General features: G+C 39.1%; 18 protein-coding genes and 1 riboswitch. Of the genes, 10 read left to right on the top strand and 8 right to left on the bottom strand.

Going from position 1 to position 22,268, the window contains the following annotated elements; genetic code table 11:
* Positions 1 to 389: 389 nt before the first annotated feature.
* Positions 390 to 1,775, bottom strand: a complete 1,386-nt coding sequence (gene gdhA / locus BV906_RS11810; RefSeq protein WP_087974071.1) for an NADP-specific glutamate dehydrogenase — start codon at positions 1,773 to 1,775, stop codon at positions 390 to 392.
* A gap of 140 nt (positions 1,776 to 1,915) precedes the next feature.
* Here gdhA and gltC point away from each other — a divergent pair, with 140 nt between their 5' ends.
* The 4 genes from gltC to BV906_RS11790 all read left to right on the top strand — a co-directional run bounded on the left by gltC (position 1,916) and on the right by BV906_RS11790 (position 6,915).
* A complete protein-coding gene (gene gltC / locus BV906_RS11805) occupies positions 1,916 to 2,821 on the top strand; it encodes a glutamate biosynthesis transcriptional regulator GltC (RefSeq protein ID WP_087973739.1) in 906 nt (301 codons plus the stop codon).
* A gap of 90 nt (positions 2,822 to 2,911) precedes the next feature.
* A riboswitch (cobalamin riboswitch) is annotated at positions 2,912 to 3,103 on the top strand.
* Positions 3,104 to 3,267: 164 nt separating this feature from the next.
* On the top strand, positions 3,268 to 5,460 hold the full coding sequence (locus BV906_RS11800) for a ribonucleoside-diphosphate reductase subunit alpha (RefSeq protein ID WP_425435197.1): 2,193 nt from the start codon (positions 3,268 to 3,270) through the stop codon (positions 5,458 to 5,460).
* Positions 5,445 to 5,891, top strand: coding sequence for a flavodoxin (locus BV906_RS11795; RefSeq protein ID WP_087973737.1), 447 nt, complete (start codon positions 5,445 to 5,447; stop codon positions 5,889 to 5,891). Before BV906_RS11800 ends, BV906_RS11795 begins: the two co-directional genes overlap by 16 nt.
* Positions 5,872 to 6,915 carry a ribonucleotide-diphosphate reductase subunit beta gene (locus tag BV906_RS11790; protein ID WP_087973736.1) on the top strand — a complete coding sequence of 348 codons (1,044 nt, stop codon included), beginning with the start codon at positions 5,872 to 5,874 and terminating at the stop codon, positions 6,913 to 6,915. The genes BV906_RS11795 and BV906_RS11790 overlap by 20 nt, the downstream gene beginning before the upstream one ends.
* A 380-nt stretch (positions 6,916 to 7,295) precedes the next feature.
* Here BV906_RS11790 and BV906_RS11785 read toward each other — a convergent pair whose 3' ends face one another.
* From BV906_RS11785 to BV906_RS11755, 7 genes are all read right to left on the bottom strand, one after another.
* Complete coding sequence (locus BV906_RS11785; protein ID WP_087973735.1) at positions 7,296 to 8,561, bottom strand: hypothetical protein; 1,266 nt, start codon at positions 8,559 to 8,561, stop codon at positions 7,296 to 7,298.
* Between the two features lie 113 nt (positions 8,562 to 8,674).
* The gene (locus tag BV906_RS11780) at positions 8,675 to 9,787 is read right to left on the bottom strand and encodes an N-acetylmuramoyl-L-alanine amidase family protein (protein WP_087973734.1); all 1,113 of its coding nucleotides are present in this window, start codon (positions 9,785 to 9,787) and stop codon (positions 8,675 to 8,677) included.
* 312 nt (positions 9,788 to 10,099) lie between these two features.
* Positions 10,100 to 10,630 carry a flavodoxin family protein gene (locus BV906_RS11775; protein ID WP_087973733.1) on the bottom strand — a complete coding sequence of 177 codons (531 nt, stop codon included), beginning with the start codon at positions 10,628 to 10,630 and terminating at the stop codon, positions 10,100 to 10,102.
* Between the two features lie 362 nt (positions 10,631 to 10,992).
* Complete coding sequence (locus tag BV906_RS11770) at positions 10,993 to 12,231, bottom strand: ABC transporter permease (protein WP_087973732.1); 1,239 nt, start codon at positions 12,229 to 12,231, stop codon at positions 10,993 to 10,995.
* Positions 12,224 to 13,156 carry an ABC transporter ATP-binding protein gene (locus BV906_RS11765; RefSeq protein WP_087973731.1) on the bottom strand — a complete coding sequence of 311 codons (933 nt, stop codon included), beginning with the start codon at positions 13,154 to 13,156 and terminating at the stop codon, positions 12,224 to 12,226. Before BV906_RS11765 ends, BV906_RS11770 begins: the two co-directional genes overlap by 8 nt.
* Before the next feature lie 444 nt (positions 13,157 to 13,600).
* Positions 13,601 to 14,323, bottom strand: coding sequence for a DUF2812 domain-containing protein (locus tag BV906_RS11760; RefSeq protein ID WP_087973730.1), 723 nt, complete (start codon positions 14,321 to 14,323; stop codon positions 13,601 to 13,603).
* Entirely contained in the window at positions 14,320 to 14,637 is a 318-nt protein-coding gene (locus BV906_RS11755) for a PadR family transcriptional regulator (protein WP_087973729.1), read from the bottom strand. Before BV906_RS11755 ends, BV906_RS11760 begins: the two co-directional genes overlap by 4 nt.
* A gap of 425 nt (positions 14,638 to 15,062) precedes the next feature.
* Here BV906_RS11755 and BV906_RS11750 point away from each other — a divergent pair, with 425 nt between their 5' ends.
* The 6 genes from BV906_RS11750 to BV906_RS19200 all read left to right on the top strand — a co-directional run bounded on the left by BV906_RS11750 (position 15,063) and on the right by BV906_RS19200 (position 22,261).
* A complete protein-coding gene (locus tag BV906_RS11750) occupies positions 15,063 to 15,578 on the top strand; it encodes a DoxX family protein (RefSeq protein WP_087973728.1) in 516 nt (171 codons plus the stop codon).
* Positions 15,579 to 16,164: 586 nt separating this feature from the next.
* Positions 16,165 to 16,782, top strand: a complete 618-nt coding sequence (locus BV906_RS11745) for a superoxide dismutase family protein (RefSeq protein ID WP_087973727.1) — start codon at positions 16,165 to 16,167, stop codon at positions 16,780 to 16,782.
* 159 nt (positions 16,783 to 16,941) lie between these two features.
* Positions 16,942 to 17,037, top strand: a complete 96-nt coding sequence (locus tag BV906_RS11740; protein WP_176330336.1) for a putative holin-like toxin — start codon at positions 16,942 to 16,944, stop codon at positions 17,035 to 17,037.
* 314 nt (positions 17,038 to 17,351) lie between these two features.
* Complete coding sequence (locus BV906_RS11735) at positions 17,352 to 18,536, top strand: MFS transporter (protein WP_087973725.1); 1,185 nt, start codon at positions 17,352 to 17,354, stop codon at positions 18,534 to 18,536.
* 75 nt (positions 18,537 to 18,611) lie between these two features.
* Positions 18,612 to 21,785, top strand: a complete 3,174-nt coding sequence (locus BV906_RS11730; RefSeq protein ID WP_087973724.1) for a DEAD/DEAH box helicase — start codon at positions 18,612 to 18,614, stop codon at positions 21,783 to 21,785.
* 284 nt (positions 21,786 to 22,069) lie between these two features.
* Entirely contained in the window at positions 22,070 to 22,261 is a 192-nt protein-coding gene (locus BV906_RS19200; protein ID WP_140321991.1) for a hypothetical protein, read from the top strand.
* Positions 22,262 to 22,268: the final 7 nt, after the last annotated feature.

The following is a 22,268-nucleotide window of genomic DNA, read 5'->3' as shown; positions in this document are numbered from 1 at the left end:
TCTTCGCAGCCCGAGGTGAATTGCGACATAAGTTAAGAGTCTTCGGCGGCCGCTCTGGGAAATATACTGCGCGCATCCTATGGCGGCTGGTGAGCCTCTTCATACTAACTCATTTCAGAGTCTCACCTATTGCCTTTCCTCCCACAGGAGTCTTCGTATATTTCCCAGAGCTGGTTTTAAGCTTACAAACTATTAACTGCATTGAGTGATTGTTATAAAATTCATCCAACAGCTTTATCAGTCCAGCAACAGCACATATCTGGAAAACAGCCAGCCGTTAGTTCGTAGTTTATTGATTTTATGGCAATAACAAAAAATCTTTTCGCTGGGACGAGAATTACGCCGTCCCAACGAAAAGAAAATAGTTTTAAGCTAAAAACAAATGTCTATTATACTAGCCCTTGTTCAACCATTGCGTCGGCAACTCGTTTAAAGCCTGCAATATTAGAACCAATTTCAAGATTTCCTGTTACATCAAATTCCTCGGAAGCTGCATAACAAGCGTCATACGTATTTTTCATGATTTGCTGTAATTTTGCATCCACTTCTTCAAAACTCCAGGACATCCGCATACTGTTTTGGGACATTTCTAAAGAGGAAACAGCTACGCCACCTGCATTTGCTGCCTTTGCAGGTCCGAATGAAATATTATTTCCGATAAATAATTCGATTGCTTCAGGTGTAGAAGGCATGTTTGCGCCCTCAGCAACGGCTTTAACACCATTTTCGATAAGTTTCTTCGCTGAAGCTTCGTCAAGTTCATTTTGAGTTGCACAAGGTAGGGCAACATCACAAGGGATACCCCAAATTCCATTACAGCCTTCAAAATAGCTTGCGGAAGGATGTTTATCAATATAGGTTTCAATTCGATCCTGATTTACTTCTTTAATTTCTTTCACTGTATCTAGGTCAAGTCCGTTTTCATCGTATATAAATCCATTTGAATCACTGCAGGCAACAACCTTAGCGCCGAGCGAGATTGCTTTTTCCATCGCATAGATTGCTACGTTTCCTGAGCCAGAAACAGCTACCGTACTACCATTTATGGACAGGTTAATATCTTTCAGCATTTCCTGAACGAAGTAAATGAGACCATAACCTGTTGCCTCTTTTCTGGCGAGGCTTCCGCCATAACCAATCCCTTTACCTGTAAGTACGCCAGCTTCAAAGCTGCCACGCATTTTTTTGTATTGACCAAACATGTAGCCAATTTCTTTTGCACCAACACCGATATCTCCAGCAGGAATATCAGTATCAGGTCCAATATGCTTCGCGAGCTCACTCATAAAGCTTTGGCAGAAACGCATAATTTCGTTGTCGGATTTCCCTTTAGGGTCAAAATCTGCCCCGCCTTTACCGCCACCAATTGGCTGTCCGGTAAGAGCATTTTTAATTATCTGTTCAAGACCGAGGAATTTCACGATGCTAACATTTACAGAAGGGTGAAAACGTAAGCCGCCTTTATACGGTCCGAGTGCACTATTGAATTGAACACGGAAACCGCGATTAACATGTACTTTGCCGTAATCATCCATCCACGGTACTCGAAAAGTAATTACCCGTTCAGGTTCGACGAGTTGTTCGAGGATACCTTTTTCCATATAGACAGGGTGTTTTTTGAGTATTGGGAGAAGGGATTTGAAGATTAATGCTACAGCTTGGTGAAATTCAGATTCATTTGGATTACGTGTTACAACAGTGTTATATACCTCATCTAAATATCGTGCTTCTTTTGTAAGTTCTCTACTATTGTCTGTGTTAGATGGTCGTGTCATAATAATCATGAAAACCTCCTAGGATATATTTTGAAAATTTATAAGATAGATTTATTTTACTTTAGTTAATCAATCGAAACAATATAAAATATAGATATAATTGATGCCGATATGAGATAATGGAATCAGAGGTGTTCATTTTGGAGCTAAAACAAATTAAATATTTTATTGAAGTAGCAAAACGAGAACATGTTACTAAAGCTGCCGAATTCTTGCATGTCGCCCAATCTGCTGTGAGTCGCCAAATTGTTAACTTGGAAGCTGAATTAGGTGTAAGCTTATTTATTCGTGAGGGTCGTAATGTTCGATTGACCCCTGTTGGACGGGTGTTTTTAGAGCATGTCGAGAAGGTTGTGCATGTTGTTGATGACGCTGAGCGAGTTATTAATGAATACACTGATCCGGAGAGGGGAACGATTCATATTGGCTTTCCGAGTAGCTTGGCAGGCAATATACTTCCTTCTACTATATCAGTTTTTCGTGAACAACATCCCGACGTAATGTTTAAAATGAAACAAGGTACCTACTATGAACTAGTTGATGCAGTAATAAGTGGAGAAATTAATATGGCGCTGCTCGGTCCGCTGCCACCAAATGATAAAAGATTGAAAGGGTCCATTTTGTTTACTGAAAATATTGTTGCCTTACTGCCAGTAAAACATACATTATCAGGTGAAAGTGTTATAAATTTAAACCAGCTCCGTAACGATTCCTTTGTTATTTTCAAAGAAGGATACATTTTGAGAGAATTGGTTATGGATGCATGTAATCAGCTTGGATTCACCCCATCCATATCATTTGAGGGTGAGGATACAGATGCATTAAAAGGGCTTGTATCTGCAGGGCTTGGCGTAACACTTATACCAGAAATTACTTTAATGAACAACTTGCCCCCGGGAACAGTTAAAGTGCCGATTGTCGAACCCGAAGTATCCCGGACGGTCGGCATTATTATTCCTGTTGACCGCCAGCTGCTACCGACAGAGGTCATATTTTATGAGTTCTTAAAAGACTTCTATAGTCGACTGGAAAAATTCCAAAATTAGTTGACGCTAATTATTGATTTCATACTTTTTGTGTGATAATGTAAGTACAAGATATTGATAATTAATAAAATTAAAACACTATATATTGTATGTTATATATTGAGTAAAGGTGACATTGCATCATATGTCTTAAAAGGGAACCCGGCGTAAATCCGGGACTGTCCCCGCAACTGTAAGTGTGGATGAACGAGAATTCCACTGTATTGTTTTTAAAACAATATGGGAAGGACTCTAGTAAAACGAAACACAAGTCAGGAGACCTGCCATTACTTGAAGTTTCATTTCTCCGGGATGAGAGATGGTGAAACGATAGGGATATTCTACTTTTCTGTCGTTTTAGCCGTTCATCCATTTGGGGTGAACGGCTTTCTTCGTGTACATATAAAAAATGGGAGGCAGGAAATATGATTACAGATATGCAGGTGGAAGAGAACAAGCTTGGACAAATGATGGATAAGGCTACAAAGGGTTTGTCCGTTGATTCAAACTTATTGAAGGAGAAGGCTCTAAAAACGATTAACCCGAATGCTACAGTTGAAAAAGCAACAGATATTATGATTAAAATTGCCTTGGAGAATATTGATGAGACCAATCCGGAATGGACATATGTAGCATCAAGAATTTATTTACAACAACTGTACCGTCATGCAGCAGAAAATCGCAATTATAGCCAGGATAACCGTTATGGATCATTGTTTGAATTGGTTCAAACGTTAACAGATAAGGGGATTTATGCACCGAATATTCTTTCTAAATATACGGAATCAGAGATGAATTATTTTGAGCAACTCATTCAGCCTGATCGTGATTTATTATTTAATTATCTAGGAATCTATACAATTGCGACACGGTATTTGGCGACGGATCATCATAAAAATAGTTATGAACTGCCACAGGAACGCTGGATGATTATAGCGATGTATTTAATGCAGGATGAAGATGGGGAAAAGCGCTCCAAACTGGTAGAAGAAGCATATTGGGCATTAAGCAACCTATACATGACTGTAGCCACACCGACACTTACCAATGCAGGAAAGACACATGGGCAATTATCCAGTTGCTTCATCGATACGGTTGATGACAGCCTGCAATCCATTTTTGACAGCAATACCGATATCGCAAAGCTCTCCAAAAATGGTGGAGGTATTGGGGTCTATATGGGCAAAATACGCTCGAGAGGTAGCTCAATTAAAGGATTTAAAGGGATGTCGAGCGGGGTAGTTCCATGGATCAAGCAATTGAACAATACAGCGGTAAGTGTCGATCAGCTTGGTACGAGAAAAGGCGCAATCGCTATCTATTTAGATGTTTGGCATAAAGATATTGAATCTTTTCTAGACCTGAAGCTGAACAATGGTGACGACCGAATGCGTGCCCATGATATTTTTACCGGTGTCACTTTACCGGATTACTTTATGGAACAAGTGGAAAAACGCGGGGATTGGTATTTGTTTGACCCGCATGAAGTGCGCCAAGTGATGGGTTTTTCCCTTGAGGATTTTTATGATGAGGAAAAAGGGGATGGCCAGTGGCGCAGAAAGTATGAAGCCTGCGTGAAATCGGACAAGCTTTCGCGGGAGAAAATAGCTGCCATTGATATAATGAAGCGGATTATGAAATCCCAGTTGGAGTCAGGTACACCGTTTATGTTTTACCGGGATGAAGTCAATAGACAGAACAGTAATGCACATAATGGAATGATTTATTGCTCGAATTTATGTACAGAGATTACGCAAAATCAATCACCAACACAATTTGTCGAGGAATTTTTGGAAAATGAGAACACAATTGTTAAAAAGTATCAAGCAGGGGATTATGTTGTTTGTAATTTGAGTTCGATTAATTTAGGAAAAGCAGTACCGGATAATGTTTTGGAGCGTCTGATAAAAATTCAAGTGCGTATGTTGGATAATGTGATTGATATCAATACATTACCAATCAAACAAGCGGAGTTGACCAATCGAAAATATCGTGCGATCGGACTTGGGACATTTGGCTGGCATCATCTGCTGGCCTTGGAAAATGTTAAATGGGAATCAGAAGAAGCAGTTGATTATGCAGACAAACTTTACGAGAAAATTGCCTTTTTAACGATTAAAAATAGTATGGAACTAAGTGAAGAAAAAGGAAGCTACCCAGCATTTGAGGGCAGCAAATGGAGTACAGGCGCCTATTTTTCTGACAAGGGATATGAAAGTGAAGAATGGGTATCGCTTGCGGCTAAGGTTACGAAGCATGGCATGCGAAATGGATATTTGATGGCAGTTGCACCAAATTCAACTACTTCGATGATTGCAGGTTCTACTGCCAGTATCGATCCCATTTTCAATGTGTTTTACAATGAGGAGAAAAAAGACTTTAAAATTCCTGTGACAGCACCTGACTTGGATCATCATACGTATGATATCTATCGTCGATCAGCATATATCGTTGATCAGCGCTGGTCTGTGAAGCAAAATGCTGTTAGACAAAAGCATATTGATCAAAGTATCTCATTTAACTTTTATGTACCAAATACGATACGTGCATCGGTACTGTTAGATCTTCATTTACAGGCATGGAGAGAAGGGCTAAAGACAACATATTATGTACGTTCAACATCCAATGATGTCGAAGAATGTGAGTGGTGTCAAAGTTGAGAGCTCTAATTGCGTATTTATCTTATAGTGGAAATACAAAAGAAGTTGCTGAACTGGTGGAAGGCAAATTAATGGAAGAGGGAGTCTCTGTGGAGGTGCATCGAATCGGAATCGATGCACCAATCGATCCTGAGCATTATGATTATCTCTTTATCGGTACATTTACATGGGAGATGGGCAGCACACCGGAAGAAATCAAAGACTTTGTGTTAGAGATAGGTTACAAGCCTAGCAATATCGCTGTATTTGGTTCAGGTGACACGCAATTCGGTGGTGATGATATGTTTTGCAGGGCTGTGGATAAACTGGTTACATTTTATCGAAGTAAATGGAGCGGTTTAAAGGTGGAGCAGTCACCACGTGGCAGTCAGGAAGAGAAAGTTAAATCATGGGTGGAAGGAGTGTTGCATCATGCCAAAAGCATTGCTTGAAAAGGCGAAAACATTGGAACCAATGCATCCAAATAAATCTACGGCATTATTCGGTGGGAAATCCAGTGGAATTTTGAATTGGAATGATATTGCTTATCCACATTGGTATAAAATGTATAAGCGATTGGTCGGAAATTATTGGCAGGCAGATGAAGTGAATATGTCGAGCGATGTAAAGCAATTTTCTTCCTTAACGGAGGAGGAACAAGAGGCATATCTCAAAATAATTGGATTGTTATCCACATTGGATGCGCCACAGACAAGGACGGCACTGCTTATTTCTCTATATGCGACAGATCCTTCTGTACAGTCGATTATGGCGGTGATTGCTCAGCAGGAAGCGGTTCATAATGAAAGCTATTCCTATGTGCTATCATCCGTCGTTTCGCTTGATAAGCAAAATGAAGCATTTCAACATGGTAGGACAGATTACGTGCTGTTAAAACGAAACGCCAATCTTGTGGAGCAATATAATAACTTTGTGGATAACCCTACGATGGAAAATATCCTAAAAACATTGGTATATACATCATTACTGGAAGGTATGTTTTTCTATTCCGGATTTGCCTTTTTCTATAATCTGGCCCGCCATAATAAAATGGTCGGCACATCAACGATGATCAGCTATATTAATCGTGATGAACTGGAGCATGGCCGCTTTATCGCAGAGCTTTTCCGTGCGACATTAGCTGAGAATCCGGAATATAATACAGAAGAATTTACTAGTTGGGTTTATGCACATTTTCAGGAGTCTGTAGACTTGGAAATCGAATGGTCTAACTATGTTTTGGAAAATGTAGAAGGAATCGATCTAGATGAAATGTCTGGATATATTAAGTATCGCGCCAATAAAATGCTGCGAATGATGGGATTAAGTGAAATTTATCCGGAACATGTGGATAATCCAATGAAGTGGATTCGTGCCTATGTGGATAACTTTGACGGAACAAAGACCGATTTCTTTGAACAAAAGTCAAGACAGTATACGAAGACAAGTGATATGAATGGATTTGATGACTTGTAATCGGAATTTGAACTCACCTCCTAATACAGGGGAGTGGGTGTTTATGTCGCAAAATCTATAAACTGCGAACTAACTGTTGGCTGTTTTGTAAATATATGCGTTATTGCCGCCGTCCGGAATCGCTCTGGGCGGATGCGCACCTTAGGGCACGGCCTCAGCCCCGAAGAGAAAACCACTTTTCTGGTCTTCGGACACGTGCTTTTCCAGCAGGAGTCACCGCCCGCCGCCTACCCAGAGCGGTCGCCGAAGAAACTTATCTTAGTTCGCAATTTATCTCAACTGTGAGGATTAAAAAGGCAACGAGCTTATGAAAAGAGTCCAAAGAAAAAAAGAAGCATGAAGATTAGGATCAATCTCTAATCTTCATGCTTCTTCTCCTTTTACAATTCATTCAGCAATACAACCTCACCAGTTACAGCATTTACACCATATTCACAATCGATTTTACCGCATAAAATATAGCGATTCTGCTTTTTATCAAATACATATACTGGTGTGAATTCAATATGCTCACGCAGCTTTTTAAATGCTTCTTCTTTGGATAGTTTCGGTTGTTCGGCCTTCTCGAAATTCTTAAACAAATTCAAGATGGGATGGTTGTCTATAAAGTTCATTGCGTTGTAGTCTTTTTCATCGATAATTAGTTTGATTTTCCGGTCAATGACACGTGCATCCGGAGCAACTGGTTTTATCTCAGCAAAAATATAACCCATTTCGCGCCATAACCCGGATAATTTCCACTTTCCACTATCCTCGGGAAATTCACTGCGAAGGAAGTTTCTGCTTGTCTCCTCAGCATGTTGCTGATCATCAACAGTTAATATATCATTGCCTAAAGCTTTCTCCTTACTGAATGCTTCCTCAGGTGTTGCTTCCAATGAAAGATCAATATCCTGTTTTGTAAGTTTTTCTTTAATGGGTTCCTGCCATTCTAGAAGTACATCTTTTTGTATATAAGATTTTGGACTTTCCACTTCTTCAAAAGAAACGGTGCGCCTACCATCATTCGTTACAAAAACTGTTGTTGTACCGTAAATAGCTTCCCACTTTTCTTCATCTTCAAGTGGGATTTCGAGCAGTTTGCTTTGTGATTTTGCAATTGGATCCAAATGCTTGGCTGTTAATGCAAATGGCTCCCAGTTTAGCTGTTCTTCATTTGGAAAGATACCATCGATGGAAAATAATGAAAGCTTACCTTCTTCATTAAATTCCATCTCAATGGAACCGGATGGAAATACGGCAACATTATCAACAGCTGCCTGAAAAAGCAATTCCTTCTCTTCTTCATGAATCAGCTTGAATTGTCTGCCAAACTCTAATCCTGTCTGCTTTTCAATCCATTCAATGGCAAGTTCTGTACTTGCGGCAGGCGGGAAATCAGCTTCTGTTTTGTTTTCACCGTTAACAAAGATAATTCGTTTGACCAAGTTAGTTTGAAGGTCCACATCAATGCTGGCAGTACCGGAAGGATTATAATCTTCGTCGGTTTCATCAGCATCTTTAGGAAACCACTCCATATTTAATATATATGTTGTTTCATTCATATCCGATTGTTCGCGGAAGATATGATGCCTTTTTAAAAAGTGATTTTCAAGATTAAACTTCTCAGCTGTCAAATTAATGACTTTATTTAGCCTCTCGTCCATGTCAACACCTCACAAATTGGATTATTTGCCTATAGTATAACACAGGTGCCTGTCACTACCCATGATTCGACAAAATTCGGGAAGTGACAGGCACTGTTTGCTGTTTGTTTTTCCTAATGGAAGTATTCAATTAGTCCGTTTGTGATTGCACTAGCTACTTTGTTTTGGTAGTCCGCTGTTTGGATGGTAGCGAGGTCTCCTGGATTAGAGATAAACCCTTGTTCTACCAATACAGATGGTGCGGTCGTATCACGTAAAACGCGGTAATCCCCTTGCATGATTCCGCGGTTATTCAAGGTTACAGATGACGCCAATGATGATTGGATATCCCGTGCCAATTTGCGATCAGTACTGTCGGCGAAATATGTACTTACCCCGTTGATAGAAAGAATTGGGTAGGAATCAAAATGAAGACTGATAAATGCATCTGTTTGATAGGAGTTACTAACAGTGACACGTTCATCGAGAGATACGTAATAATCTCCCTGCCTTGTCGTAATAACATTGGCTCCAGCATTTTTTAATTGATTTTCCACTTTGCTTGCAACAGAAGATACCAATTCTTTTTCATATATACCACCAAGACCGATGGCGCCAGGGTCTTTACCCCCATGTCCAGGGTCAAGTACGATAGTATAACCATTCAATGACCCATTGGAGGCGGACTCCGTATCGTTACTGCTGTTATTAGTAGTAACAGATTCTACATGGGTCTCAGAAGAATTAGAATCTGTTAACCATGCAGCAATCCATCCAGTAGAATTGTTTTCAAGATCAACTTTATACCAATCTCCAGATGTCTCTACTAAATAATATTGATTGCCTGGTCCTGCCCCACCAATAATGGAATAATCCAATCCAGGACCAGAACGAATATTGACACTGGAAGCTGTAACAGTAATGGTATCGGTTGTAGACTGGGAAACAGTTGATTGATCTTGACTGTTGGTTCCAACTGGTACTAAGTGATGCTTAGCCACCCAAACTTCTTCTCCACCGTAGTAGGTTTGTACCCACCCATACTTCTCATTAAAAGCCATTACGCTATTGCCTTTTCCGAGTGATCCAACTACTTGTGAATCTGCAGCAGGTTCGCTACGGACATTTAGAGAGTCTGGACTGACTTCATAGGTTTGTCCACCACTAGCATAAGTCGAATTTGATAGAAAGATAGATGCGGTAATAAGAATTCCAATGACCGCTATCATGTTTCGAAAGTTTTTCATATATGCCTCCCACTATTATGACTATTACATACATCATAATAGTTTCCAGATATATCGACAAGAATTATACTAATATCTGACAAAAAATCATTCAATTAGACTAGCGATAGTATATGATAAATGGATTTAAGCCTAAGCATAAAGGTCGAAATTGCTACGAAAGGCAAAAGGAATGATAGGTGTTAACGAAACGGGGAGTGTAAGGATTGTGATTTTCGCATGATAAATAGCGTGCTGATTGTCATAATCACCACGCTATTTATGTTTTATTTTTTTTGATTTGATAATTAAAATAATAATGAAAGCCACAGGTCATTTGATCAGTGTGGAGGCAGCCTTTAATGCAGCCGTATCTTTTGTAATTTCTCCAGGTTTGCTTGCCTTACCAATAACATAGTCTGCAAAAGTCATTTTATAAAACTGGCAAATATAATTGAATTGCTGGACAAGTGGTAGTCCCTTAATCTTTGGTGTGTCCCCGCCAACTGCAATCAGATATGCTTTCTTTTTCGATAATTCTTCACGGAAATGGACATAACCAGGATCCCTTAAGATTTGGGACCAGCGATCAATAAAAATCTTCATCGGCGCTGACATGCTATACCAATAAATTGGTGTCGAAAAAACAATTACATCATGGGATAGCATTTGATTAATAAGATCTTTGTGATGATCTTCAACGACATCAAAGCCACTTTCATCATGACGTTGATCAATAATAGGAAGGACATTATAATCACGCAAGTAAATATGTGTTCCTTTTTCTTTTGGGACTGCTTGGTAAGTTAACAACTCTGTATTTCCATTATCACGGGTTGAACCGTGAAAGACGATTATTTTCATATACATCCTCCTTGAAGGTAAGACTCGAGGGGCGCAACTTTCATATAAGTATATGATGCAAAACCCAATAACATGTGTAAGAATTTAAATGGCAGACACCCAGTAGGTACCTGCCATTTATATATTTAGTAACCATTTTAATGTATCAGTCCCATACCTCACTTGCAATAATCAGACTAACGGACAGACTAACACAAATAGCAATCACAGCGATAAGCATAAATAATTCCTCCTAACTGTGGTTTACAACATCCATTTACTATTATTATAGTATAAAACAACTTGGAAGAGAATATGATTTGTTTGACAAATTTACTTGGAAAGGAATTTGACTACAATAATTTATCATATATGTTAAGGACTTAGGCGCGAATCCACTTCCATATTTCACCAGGTGTTGCATTTTTCCCATACATTAAAATACCAACTTTAAATATTTTCCCTGCCAGTTTCATGAAAATAAAAATACTTACGATTATAACGGCAAGTGAAATAATAATTTCCAGCCATGGCCATTCTTCAAGCATTGTCAGACGCATAATCAGAACACCAGGAGCCGTAAATGGAATATAGGTCCCAATCTGGGCAACGAGGCCATTGGGATCACTGAGCACAGGACCAATCATAATAAATGGTAAGAATGGAAGCATCATTACCATCCCTTGGAAATTCCCTGCAGTTGACACGTCTGCCATTGTTGCACCAATTCCAACGAATATAGACGCGAACATTAAATAACTGAGGATTGCAATACCTACTAATAATGCAGTTTCCGGTACGAGTAAATATTCAATAACCGGAATATCGGTTTTCCATAGGACAAAAGGAAAGAGAAGCCCGATAAAGACCACAACTTGAATAAGTCCCAACACAAAATATCCAATGATTTTCCCTTGCATCAGCTCAGAAGGGGTTAAAGATGATAATATAATTTCAGCAATTTTGTCTTTTTTCTCCTGTGAGGCACTTTGGAAGATTGCCATTCCAGTGAACACAATGGATAACATAATGACTCCAGCAAAAATTCCTGGTACGAGTCGTTCCATCGAGCCATCATCAAGCCCACCCGCTTCTGCTGATGACTCCTCGGATGCATCCGTGTCTGGAATTGTCTCAACAAAGGCTATACCTTGCAGTAAAGTTGTTGCTTCCTCCTCTGAAAATCCAAGGTCAGCAATCTTCATCGCTTGAAGGGGGGTACTTAATACCTGTACCTGGTTTATGAAAAACGGATCAATTTCCTCACTCATATAGACAGGAACAGTGCCACTTTCCACTGCCTGATCATTGATGAAAATATATGCTGTATTTTCATTTCCAGCCAAATCAGGTACTTCAGACTCGGTTAACTCTGTCGATTCCATTTCCCAGTTAAATTCACCTTGTTCGACGGTCTCCTCTAGTGCAGGATATACACCCAATTGGTCATTGACAAAAACAGTTGTAGTTTCTGGCTCATCATTATCTGAGTCATCAAACAGACTTCCAATAAACATAAAGGCTAGGAAAAGAATCGGTGAGATAAACAGTCCAATAAGGAAGGTTTTGTTTTTCATGTTTCGTTTGATTTCCCATTTGGCAACTTTTATCGAATTACGCATGCACGACACCTTCTTCCTTCAGTAAATTCTTATCTGTTGCAATATCGATAAAGATTTCATGCAAAGAGATGCGGTTTATTTTTAACTCATGGATGACAAGATGATCAGGAAGATTTTTCAACCAAATCGATGGCTCCACGTCTTTATCCAGATGCAGGATAGTTGTGTCACCCTTTTGTTCGACTCGAAGCACATCGGGAAGACTCTCCAAATCTCCTAATTGGTTTCTGCCATTAATGGTACATTTGAAATTCGCATATTGTTTCTTGACATCACCCAACGTACCGTAAATCACCTTTTCTCCCCGCTGAATGAGAAACAGACGATCACACATTTCTTCAACAAGATTCATTTGGTGGGATGATAGTAAAATGGCGGTTCCATTATTGGCCAAGCTACGTATCTCTTCTTTAAATACTTCCTGACTAACCGGATCAAGACCAGAGAATGGTTCATCTAAAATTAGCAGTTCGGGCTCATGAATAATTGATCCGATAAATTGGACTTTTTGCCCCATCCCCTTGGAAAGTTCTTCGACAGAGACATTTTCTTTACCTTCCAAATCGAACTTTTTTAAATACATGAGGATACGTTCCTTTGCTTTATCAGTTGGATAGTCCTTCAAATCTGCGAGATAAAGCAATATATCCATTACTTTAACGTTTTTGTATAATCCTCTTTCTTCCGGCAAATAGCCAATTTTATTTCTTGGGATATCTTTTCCACTATAATTATGAAAAGTAATACTTCCTGAATCGGGATACATGATTCCCATGATATTTCGTATCGTTGTTGATTTCCCGGCACCATTTGGACCAAGAATGGCCATAATTTCACCTTTTCGTACCTCAAAGGAAATGCCTTTTAATGCCTGTTTATCCTTGAAGGATTTTTCCAAATTTTTTACAGTTAACATTGTTTCCATTCTATCTCCTCCGTTCCTTATTTTACTATGTTATTTCGTACAAGAAAATCACCATCAAATCGTATCGGAATTCGTACTCCATCTTTCTCTACGTGAATATGTAGATATGGTTCCGTTGTATTTCCGAATCTTCAAACAAGTTCAATTGGGTTCCCTTCTTCGACCGAATCATTTTCAGCAACTGTGATACTTCCTTCTTGCATATGTGCGATATACAATGTAGCGTCCTTCCATCACATTGTAAAAGTAAGTGTAAACAGCAGCTGGATAATAGCTAAAGTCACTCGGAAACCTCCCCTCTATTGGCTAGAGCGTTTGGTAGCTTGCTGTTAGAGCCTCCTTCCACGGTCTCCGATAAGATCCAATACGTAATACGGTTAAGCAGTCAAAAGGTTTCCTAAAATCCTCAGTTTGATTACTTCTTACTTCATTATCATTCCTACTCTAATCCTTCTTCCCTTTGATTCTATGATTAAGGGACATGATGACCCAAATAGCAGTTGGAAGAGCGATGCCTCCAATCATCATAGAGGTTAAGATGTCAACTGTAGTGTTTATACCACCGACAAATAACAAAATAATAACAGCGATTAATAAGAGAAGGAATGGTATAGTTTTCACTAGATTGACTACTCCTCTTCTTCCTTCTACCTCCCACTTGTTACTGTATGTTGTGATGACAGTCCAAGCTGTTGGGATCGCAATTACACTGAGAATAGCAGCTACTACAAGAAGTATTGTTTTTAAGGTGCCAGAGCTTATTATTGTTCCAACCCATACGAGTACTGTTAGAAAAACAAACGGAATTGCCAAGTTTTTCATAGAGTTAATTGAATTCTCATATTTCTCGACTGTTGTTTCGCGGTCAGTATAAATCGGTTTTGTACCAGGATGTGCCCGAAATAAGTGAATATCTCCTTCTGAGGTAACATGCGACCATCCAGAAGATGAAAAAAAGTCAAAGTATTCCTCTGCTTCATCCTCTTTTAACCAACGATAATCTACACTGTAGATATAATCTGAGCTTTCTCCTTTTTTAAGCGCATACCCCATAAATGTAAAGTCACTGACATGCCAACCCTTCAATGAATATCGGCATAATTTTTCCATATCCTTATCCTCAGAAAAAGCTAATCCACCTGACATAATATACTTTGTTTGTCTCATTCTCGGGCCTCCTCGAGTCCAGTTTCCGCTAACTGAATCATCAGTTTCCTTAGCTTCACATCTTCTTCTAATACTTCTCTGCCCTTTTCAGTAAGCAGATATGTTTTACGTCTTGAATCTGACTCATCATGCAAATAAATCCACTCTTGTTTTAGTAACTTTTTAATAATCGTGTACATTGAAGCAGGACCTATAGTAATTGCACCTTTTGTTGTTTCTTCAATTAAGTTCATAATAGCGTAACCATGTCTTGGTTTAGTTAATGCAGCCATAATATAAGACATTGAATCTGTTAATTGCTCAGTTTTCTTCAATTAATCACCCTCTATATCTTTTTAAGATATATCATAAAACGATATATATATTTGAAAATAATATATCATAATGTGATATATATGTCTATAGGTATATCATAGTTTGATACATCAATATGTGATAGTTTCCCTTTAGAGTCAAAAAGGAACCCTTACACACAATGGGCTCTTCGTTAAACCGTCTTATTTCTTTGTCCGAAATGTCCCTGGAATTTAGCAAGGGTCTCACTTTTAGTTGGTAATAATCATCTTTTTCACAAAAAAGACACAAAGTTGTTTCTAACTTGTGAACATATTCACAAACTATTTTCAAATAGGTTATGCCATGATATTCTATGAATGTACCAAGTAACACCTTTGCAATATATTGTGAAACAGTGAACAAGGGAACTAATAAAATTATAATAAATAAGGAGCTGGATGAAATGATTATGAACTTCATTCGTAACAACAAAGTTGCAGCTGGAATATGGGCAGTACTCAGAATTTATATTGGATATACATGGTTCATGGGTGGTCTTGGAAAAATTACTAGTGGTGGATTTGATGCAAGTGGTTTTATTCAAGGAGCCGTTGCAAACTCTGCAGGGGAAGGTGCTACCGTGCAAGCTTGGTGGGGGACATTCCTCAATGCAGTTGCCTTGCCAAACGCAGAACTGTTTAGTTTCATGGTAATGTGGGGTGAATTGCTTGTTGGTGCTGCACTAATTCTAGGAATCTTTACAAACTTCGCTGCCTTGATGGGAATTACAATGAACTTTGCCTTCCTATTCAGTGGAACAGTCAGCACAAACGCACAAATGGTACTACTAACCGTTTTCCTTATCGTAGCTGGATTTAATGCAGGAAGATATGGTTTAGACAGATGGGTTATTCCTTTCTTGGAAGATCACACTCCAATTGCAAAAAACAAAGTAAAAAAAGAAGTTGCCGTTGCATAACTATCTTCTGAAAGAGCCAATCTGAATAGAGCGGCTCTTTTATTATGGATTTTTTCTAGAAGATTGGGATTACGGTTATTCATTCCATGAAATTAATGTAGTTATTGAAGCATCATCTATAAACCTCGAAGTACCTACTGGTTGATTTCTGTCAGTATGTAGAAACTTTGCGACCGCTCTGGGAAATACACTGCGCGCATCCTAAGGCGGCTGGTGAGCCCCTTCATGCTGACGCATTTCAGTGTCTCACCTATGCCTCTCTTCCCGTAGGAGTCTCCGTGTATTTCCCAGAGCTAGTTTGATGGTCGCTGACGATTACTTCACTTCCTAATAGCTCAAAATAGCATCTTACAACTTCACCAGTCCGGGTGAGCGGAGGCCGGTGACTCCTGCGGGAAAAGCACGTGTCCGAAGACCTCGCAGAGTGGGTTTCTCGAGGAGGCTGAGGCCGTGCCCTAAGGTGCGCATCCGCCCGCAGCAATCCCGGACGGCAGCATTATGGATAACATTATTCATTAGTATATGTTTATTTTCCAATTAGATTGTGAAACCTACGTAATACAATACTGAAAGGAGATTACATACAATGAATCGTTTGGCGAAACTTATATCCGTATTATTGGTTGCTATATTTTTAACAGCATGTGGCACAAACAATGAGGAAGAAACGGATACACAAAATCAAGAGAATACATCATCAGAAAGTAATTTGAATAATGAAGAACAAGCGGTGGAGACAAATGCTACCAAAGAAGAAGAGGTTTTAGTTTCACTAGAAAACACAGAGGGTGCGGTTGTTGGTACGGCAACATTAAAGGGAAAGAGTTCTGGGGTAAGCATCCATTTGGAAGCTGAAAATCTACCACCAGGTACACATGGATTCCATATTCATGAAGCGGGCGTATGTGAGCCTCCGACTTTTGAATCTGCTGGAAGTCACTATAATCCCACTGGCGCAAAACATGGTTTCGATCATCCGGAAGGACCACATGCAGGCGACCTTGAGAATATTGTCGTCTCTGATGATGGTACGGTAAATGTGGAAGTAATGGCCGAAATGGTAACACTGGAACAGGGCGCTGAGAATACATTGTATACGGAAGACGGAACATCCTTAATCATCCATTCTGATGCGGACGATTATATTTCCCAGCCATCAGGTAATGCTGGAGACAGAATTGCATGTGGTGTCATTGGAGAATAAACGAATATAGTCAAAAAGAATCAATTTCCACGATTGCAGAATATACGTTCTGTTTTATGTGCTAGTTATGCTATAATAGACGGAGATAAAGTTCTCATAGAGTGTGGTTCAAAAAGGAACAAGGTCGGCTAAACCCTTTTTCAGAAAGGGGGAATGCCTATGAGCATGTATGAAGTAATGATGACTTTGGGGAGTTTCGGTACATTTCTGATTGCATTGCTCGCATTGGTCATCACCTTAATCAATAAAAAATAGGCCCTCTCTATTTTCCGTCTAAAGTGAATAGGGGAGAGGCCTTTACAATCACCATCCGATTCCTCTCTGAGAACCGCTTATCTGATGGCCCAGTGACAGCTGGGTCTTTTAATTATATTTATTATTCAATTAAATTATACCATATTTCATATAATAAAACGTTGGATAAGCGTTTTTCGGGTGATGATTTCCGTATTTGCTTTAAGAAATAATAAATCATCGGTTAACTTCTAATAGCCTGATAATTGAATCATTTCATTTAGGGTCCATCTCCTGTATAATATGCTATTAATGATGGGAGAGGAATTTTTTCTATGAACCAACAGGCAAAAGTACAAGTAGCACCGCATGAAAACAAAATTCTAACACGTGATTTCCTGTTTATTTGCATTGCTAACTTTTTTGTTTTTCTCGGATTTCAAATGACATTACCGACCATTCCGTTATTTGTTAAGGAGCTTGGCGGAAGTGACCAAATGGTAGGGGTAATTGTAGGGATTTTTACATTTTCGGCATTGCTTATCCGACCTTATGCTGGGCATGCGTTGGAATCAAAGGGCCGTGGATTTGTTTACATGGTGGGACTTGGTATATTTGTGATTGCAGTCGGTGCATATGCTTTTACGGCCAGTATGTTTCTTTTAATCATCATACGTATGGTGCAAGGAGTCGGTTGGGGACTTTCGACAACAGCAGGAGGAACAATTGCAACAGATCTTATTCCACCGAAAAGGCGTGGAGAGGGTATGGGCTACTTTGGCCTTTCTGGCAATATTGCCTTAGCATTTGGTCCGGCACTCGGCCTGACACTTGTTGGCATCATTTCATTTTCCCACCTGTTTCTCATTTGTGCTGCTTTTGGATTGATTGCATTATTATTTTCCGCAAAAATACATTATAAAACGGTAGTACAATCACCACATAAGACCAAGACGGTGAGATTTGATATTTTTGAAAAAACAGCATTACAGCCATCGATCCTTTTATTTTTTATAACGCTTGCCTTTGGGGGAATTGCAACATTTCTTCCATTACATGCATTAGAGCAAAATGTAACTGGTATTCAATTATATTTTCTTGTTTTTGCTATATTTATCATGGTATCTAGAACATTTGCCGGCAGACTTTACGATCGGAAAGGACATATATTTATATTTCTCCCTGGAACATTATTAATTTTCATCTCTATGCTTCTCTTGTCCTGGTTACCAAACACAACCACGATGTTGATTGCAGCGGGATTATTTGGACTAGGATTTGGCGGTGTACAGCCGGCATTACAAGCATGGGCCGTCGACCTTGCACCGGGAAATCGAAAAGGTATGGCCAATGCGACCTTCTTTTCCTTTTTTGACCTGGGAGTGGGGATTGGTGCAATTGGATTTGGCCAGGTTGCTTCATTTTCCAATTACTCGACCATATACATAGCATCAGCAGTATCGATTGTCATATCCATGGTTATTTATCTAATTTTAGTCTTGAAAATGAAGAAGAAATAAGCTCGATTATTTCTAAATGACGATAATTTCGTATACAATAATAGAATCAGATACTAGAAGGTGGGTTCCTTTATTTTGAAAAACTTAAGTGATATTAACATCCAGAAATTGTTCCCAGCTGTGATTTACAGGCGAGGGATGGATTATTATAAACAAAATAAGGTGAGCGATCTTTTATACGATATAAATTACCAGGTTTGGACATCCACTGTACATGGTTCAGAAGATTACTTCGTGGAAATCAATATGAAGGATTTTGACAAAGGTTCCATTGATACGTATTGTGACTGTCCGGCCTTTTCGACTTTTGGATCCTGCAAGCATATTGCAGCGACACTTATCAGTATTATTAATAAGGAATCCGCTGCTGCAGGTACACCAGCAAAACCAGATTACCAGTTGACAAACAGCTTTATACAAGCAATTAGCCAAGTACCACAACAACAAACAGCCGAAGTTTTAACAGATAAGATTCCGATGTATGTCGAATATTATTGCAGATGGAGTTTTGATAAAAACTTGCAGCTTGAAATAAAGACCGGTGAAAAACATTGCTATGTTGTTAAGGATGCGTTTGAGTTCTTAAGGGATGTACTTCATGGACGTGACCACTATTTCACTAAAAAATTCGCCTATAATCCGGAAACACACTATTTCTTGCAAAAGGACTATGAAATATTCGAGTCGCTTTTTGCAATTAAACGAAATGAAGAAATTTATCATAATTCCTTTTACATGGATGGAAGGAATGGTGATAAACGGTATTTAACGATTCCACCTCTTGCTGCAAAGGAGCTGCTTGAGAAACTGTCCGAAAGGGATTTCACGGTTGAGACAAAGGGAAGAGGCTTTCGGGATGTTGCAATAGAAAAGGATACATTACCATTTAACTTTTCCTTATCGAGGAATAATCAGGACGATTTGGTACTGAAAATGGGAGATGCGGATGGAGCTACATATTTTCCATTATATGAAATGATGTTTTATCAAGGAATTTTTTATTATCCTGCTAAGGATCAAGTACAGATTATCGAAGAAATATCCCGATTTGGCATGAAAGAACTTGAGCTACCGATAAAAAATTCACAAGCAGATACCTTCTTATCTGAGGTTATGCCATCTTTGAAGAAGATTGGAAATGTAGATGTTTCAGAGAAAATCACTTCAGAAATTGTGCAGGTTGCATTGCGTGCAAAGTTATATCTTGAATTAAAGGCTGACTGGATTACAGGTAAATTGGAATACCATTATGGTGACCAGCTGATTGATCCATTTACAGGTCGAAAAGAAAATGATGATATCATTATTATTCGTGATGTCGAAAAAGAACAGCAGATTATGCAGTTAATCGAACATGCGAATTTTCATTATAATGGCAAGGATCTCTACATGGAAGCAGAGGAAGATGAACTATATGATTTTCTTTATTATGTACTTCCATTGCTTAATGATCATGTCGAGTTATTTCTGACCCAGGATATCCGTGGAATGATCGTTGAAAATGATCCCCTGCCAAGTACAAGTGTACGTCTGGAATCGTCATCCAATCTACTGGAAATTGGATTCGATATTAACGGTGTAAACGATTCGGAAATCAATGAAATCCTTAATGCAGTTATCGAAAAGAAACGTTATTATCGCTTAGACAATGGAGAAATGCTGTCGTTGGAAGGGGAAGAATTCTCTTCCATGAAGCGCTTTTTTGAGGACATGGACATTCAAAAAGACGATCTGCTTAATGGAAATGTTCATATGCCAGTATATCGGGGAACACAGCTTGATGAGCTGATCGATACGAAAAAGAATTATGATCCATCCTTCAGGCAACTGCTGGATCAATTGAAGTCACCGGAAGATCAGGTATATGAACTGCCGGAAACACTCACTGCTTCCTTAAGGAACTATCAGTTGACCGGTTTCAGTTGGTTTAAGTCTCTCAGCCATTATCATCTTGGTGGTATTTTAGCGGATGACATGGGGCTAGGGAAGACCTTGCAAGCAATTGCATATATTTCGTCTGAATCAGAGGGCGAAACGATTGGTCCACATTTAATCGTTGCACCTTCATCAGTTGTTTATAATTGGAAAAATGAACTTGATAAATTTGCACCAAATCTGACTGCCGCTGTTCTGACAGGGATTCCGGATGAACGCCATCAGTTAATTGAAAAATCGGCTGATACGGATGTTTGGATTACTTCTTATGCTACATTGAGGCAGGACATTGAAATTTACCGTGAAATGACCTTCCAAACAATGATTCTTGATGAAGCACAATATATTAAAAACTATGCTACCAAAACATCAAGGGCAATCCGTGAGGTTAAAGCTACACGCAGATTTGCACTGAGCGGAACGCCGATAGAGAACTCAATTGATGAATTATGGGCAATCTTCCAGGTAGTATTACCAGGCCTGATGCCAAATCACCGGAATTTTAAACAATTATCAAATGAGAAAATAGCGATGATTACTCGGCCGTTTATTTTAAGGCGACTAAAAAAAGATGTGTTAAAAGAACTCCCTGACAAAATCGAGTCAGTACATGTTTCAGAGCTTACAAAGGAACAGAAAGATTTATATGTTGGATATTTGAGGCAAGTACAGCAGGAAGCAGCACAATCCATCAAAGATAGTGGTTTCAACCAGAATCGGATGAAAATACTTGCAGGATTAACCCGCTTACGTCAAATTTGCTGTCACCCAGCACTATTTATTGAGAACTACGAGGGATATTCTGGGAAGCTTGAGCAATTAATGGAAACAATCAAAGCTTCCATGGAAAACGGTAAACGAATGTTGATCTTCTCACAGTTTACAAGCATGCATGAAATTATTATCGAGCGATTGAAAAAAGAAGGTTATGGTTATTTCTACCTTAATGGGCAAACACCATCAAAGGAAAGGGTAGAAATGAGTGAACGATTTAATAATGGCGAGAATAATATTTTCCTTATTTCGCTAAAAGCTGGTGGGACCGGTTTGAATCTCACAGGTGCAGATACGGTTATTTTATATGACTTGTGGTGGAATCCAGCAGTGGAGGACCAAGCCACAGGCCGTGCACACCGGTTCGGTCAAAAGAATGTTGTTCAAGTAATCCGACTTGTAACAGAAGGAACGATAGAGGAAAAAATATATGCCCTACAGCAGAAAAAGCGTGAACTCATCGACCAGGTAATCCAACCAGGCGAAACAATGCTTTCCAGCTTAAGCGAAGGCGACGTCAGAGAACTGTTGAGTTTATAAAGATAGAACAATCATGAAGAGAGCATAATTTATAGATAATTAGTCCGTTATAACGGCTAGTTATCTTTTTTTATGTACCTAATTATATTGAAGTAAATAAAAAGAGGAAATATGTTAAAAAATAACGTGGAAAAGATGTTATCCTTAATGACAAAAAATATTCTCGCCTATTTCAGAACTGAAAATGATGCAGAATCAGCTCGTTCGGCATTACAAACACTGAAAGTAACAATTTAATCGTAGACAGTATTCCTGACGCAGGTAAAGACGCCAGATTTATACCAATGTCTCCAATCGGAACTACAAAGAGTATGACAGGTGCAATACCACTGGATGGTGGCTTACGTGAGGAGGGAATTTCACAGGGAAATGATGAGCAAATAACCCATTTGGTTGAAGCCCAAGTTGAAGGGGAAGACATTGACGAAGCAATCAAAATAGTATCGGAAAAAAACGGGTTTAAGTTAGAAAAATAAAAGTTAC

This window comes from Oceanobacillus rekensis (assembly GCF_002153375.1).
Lineage (GTDB): Bacteria > Bacillota > Bacilli > Bacillales > Amphibacillaceae > Oceanobacillus > Oceanobacillus rekensis.
This window is presented reverse-complemented; position numbering and strand designations above follow the sequence as displayed.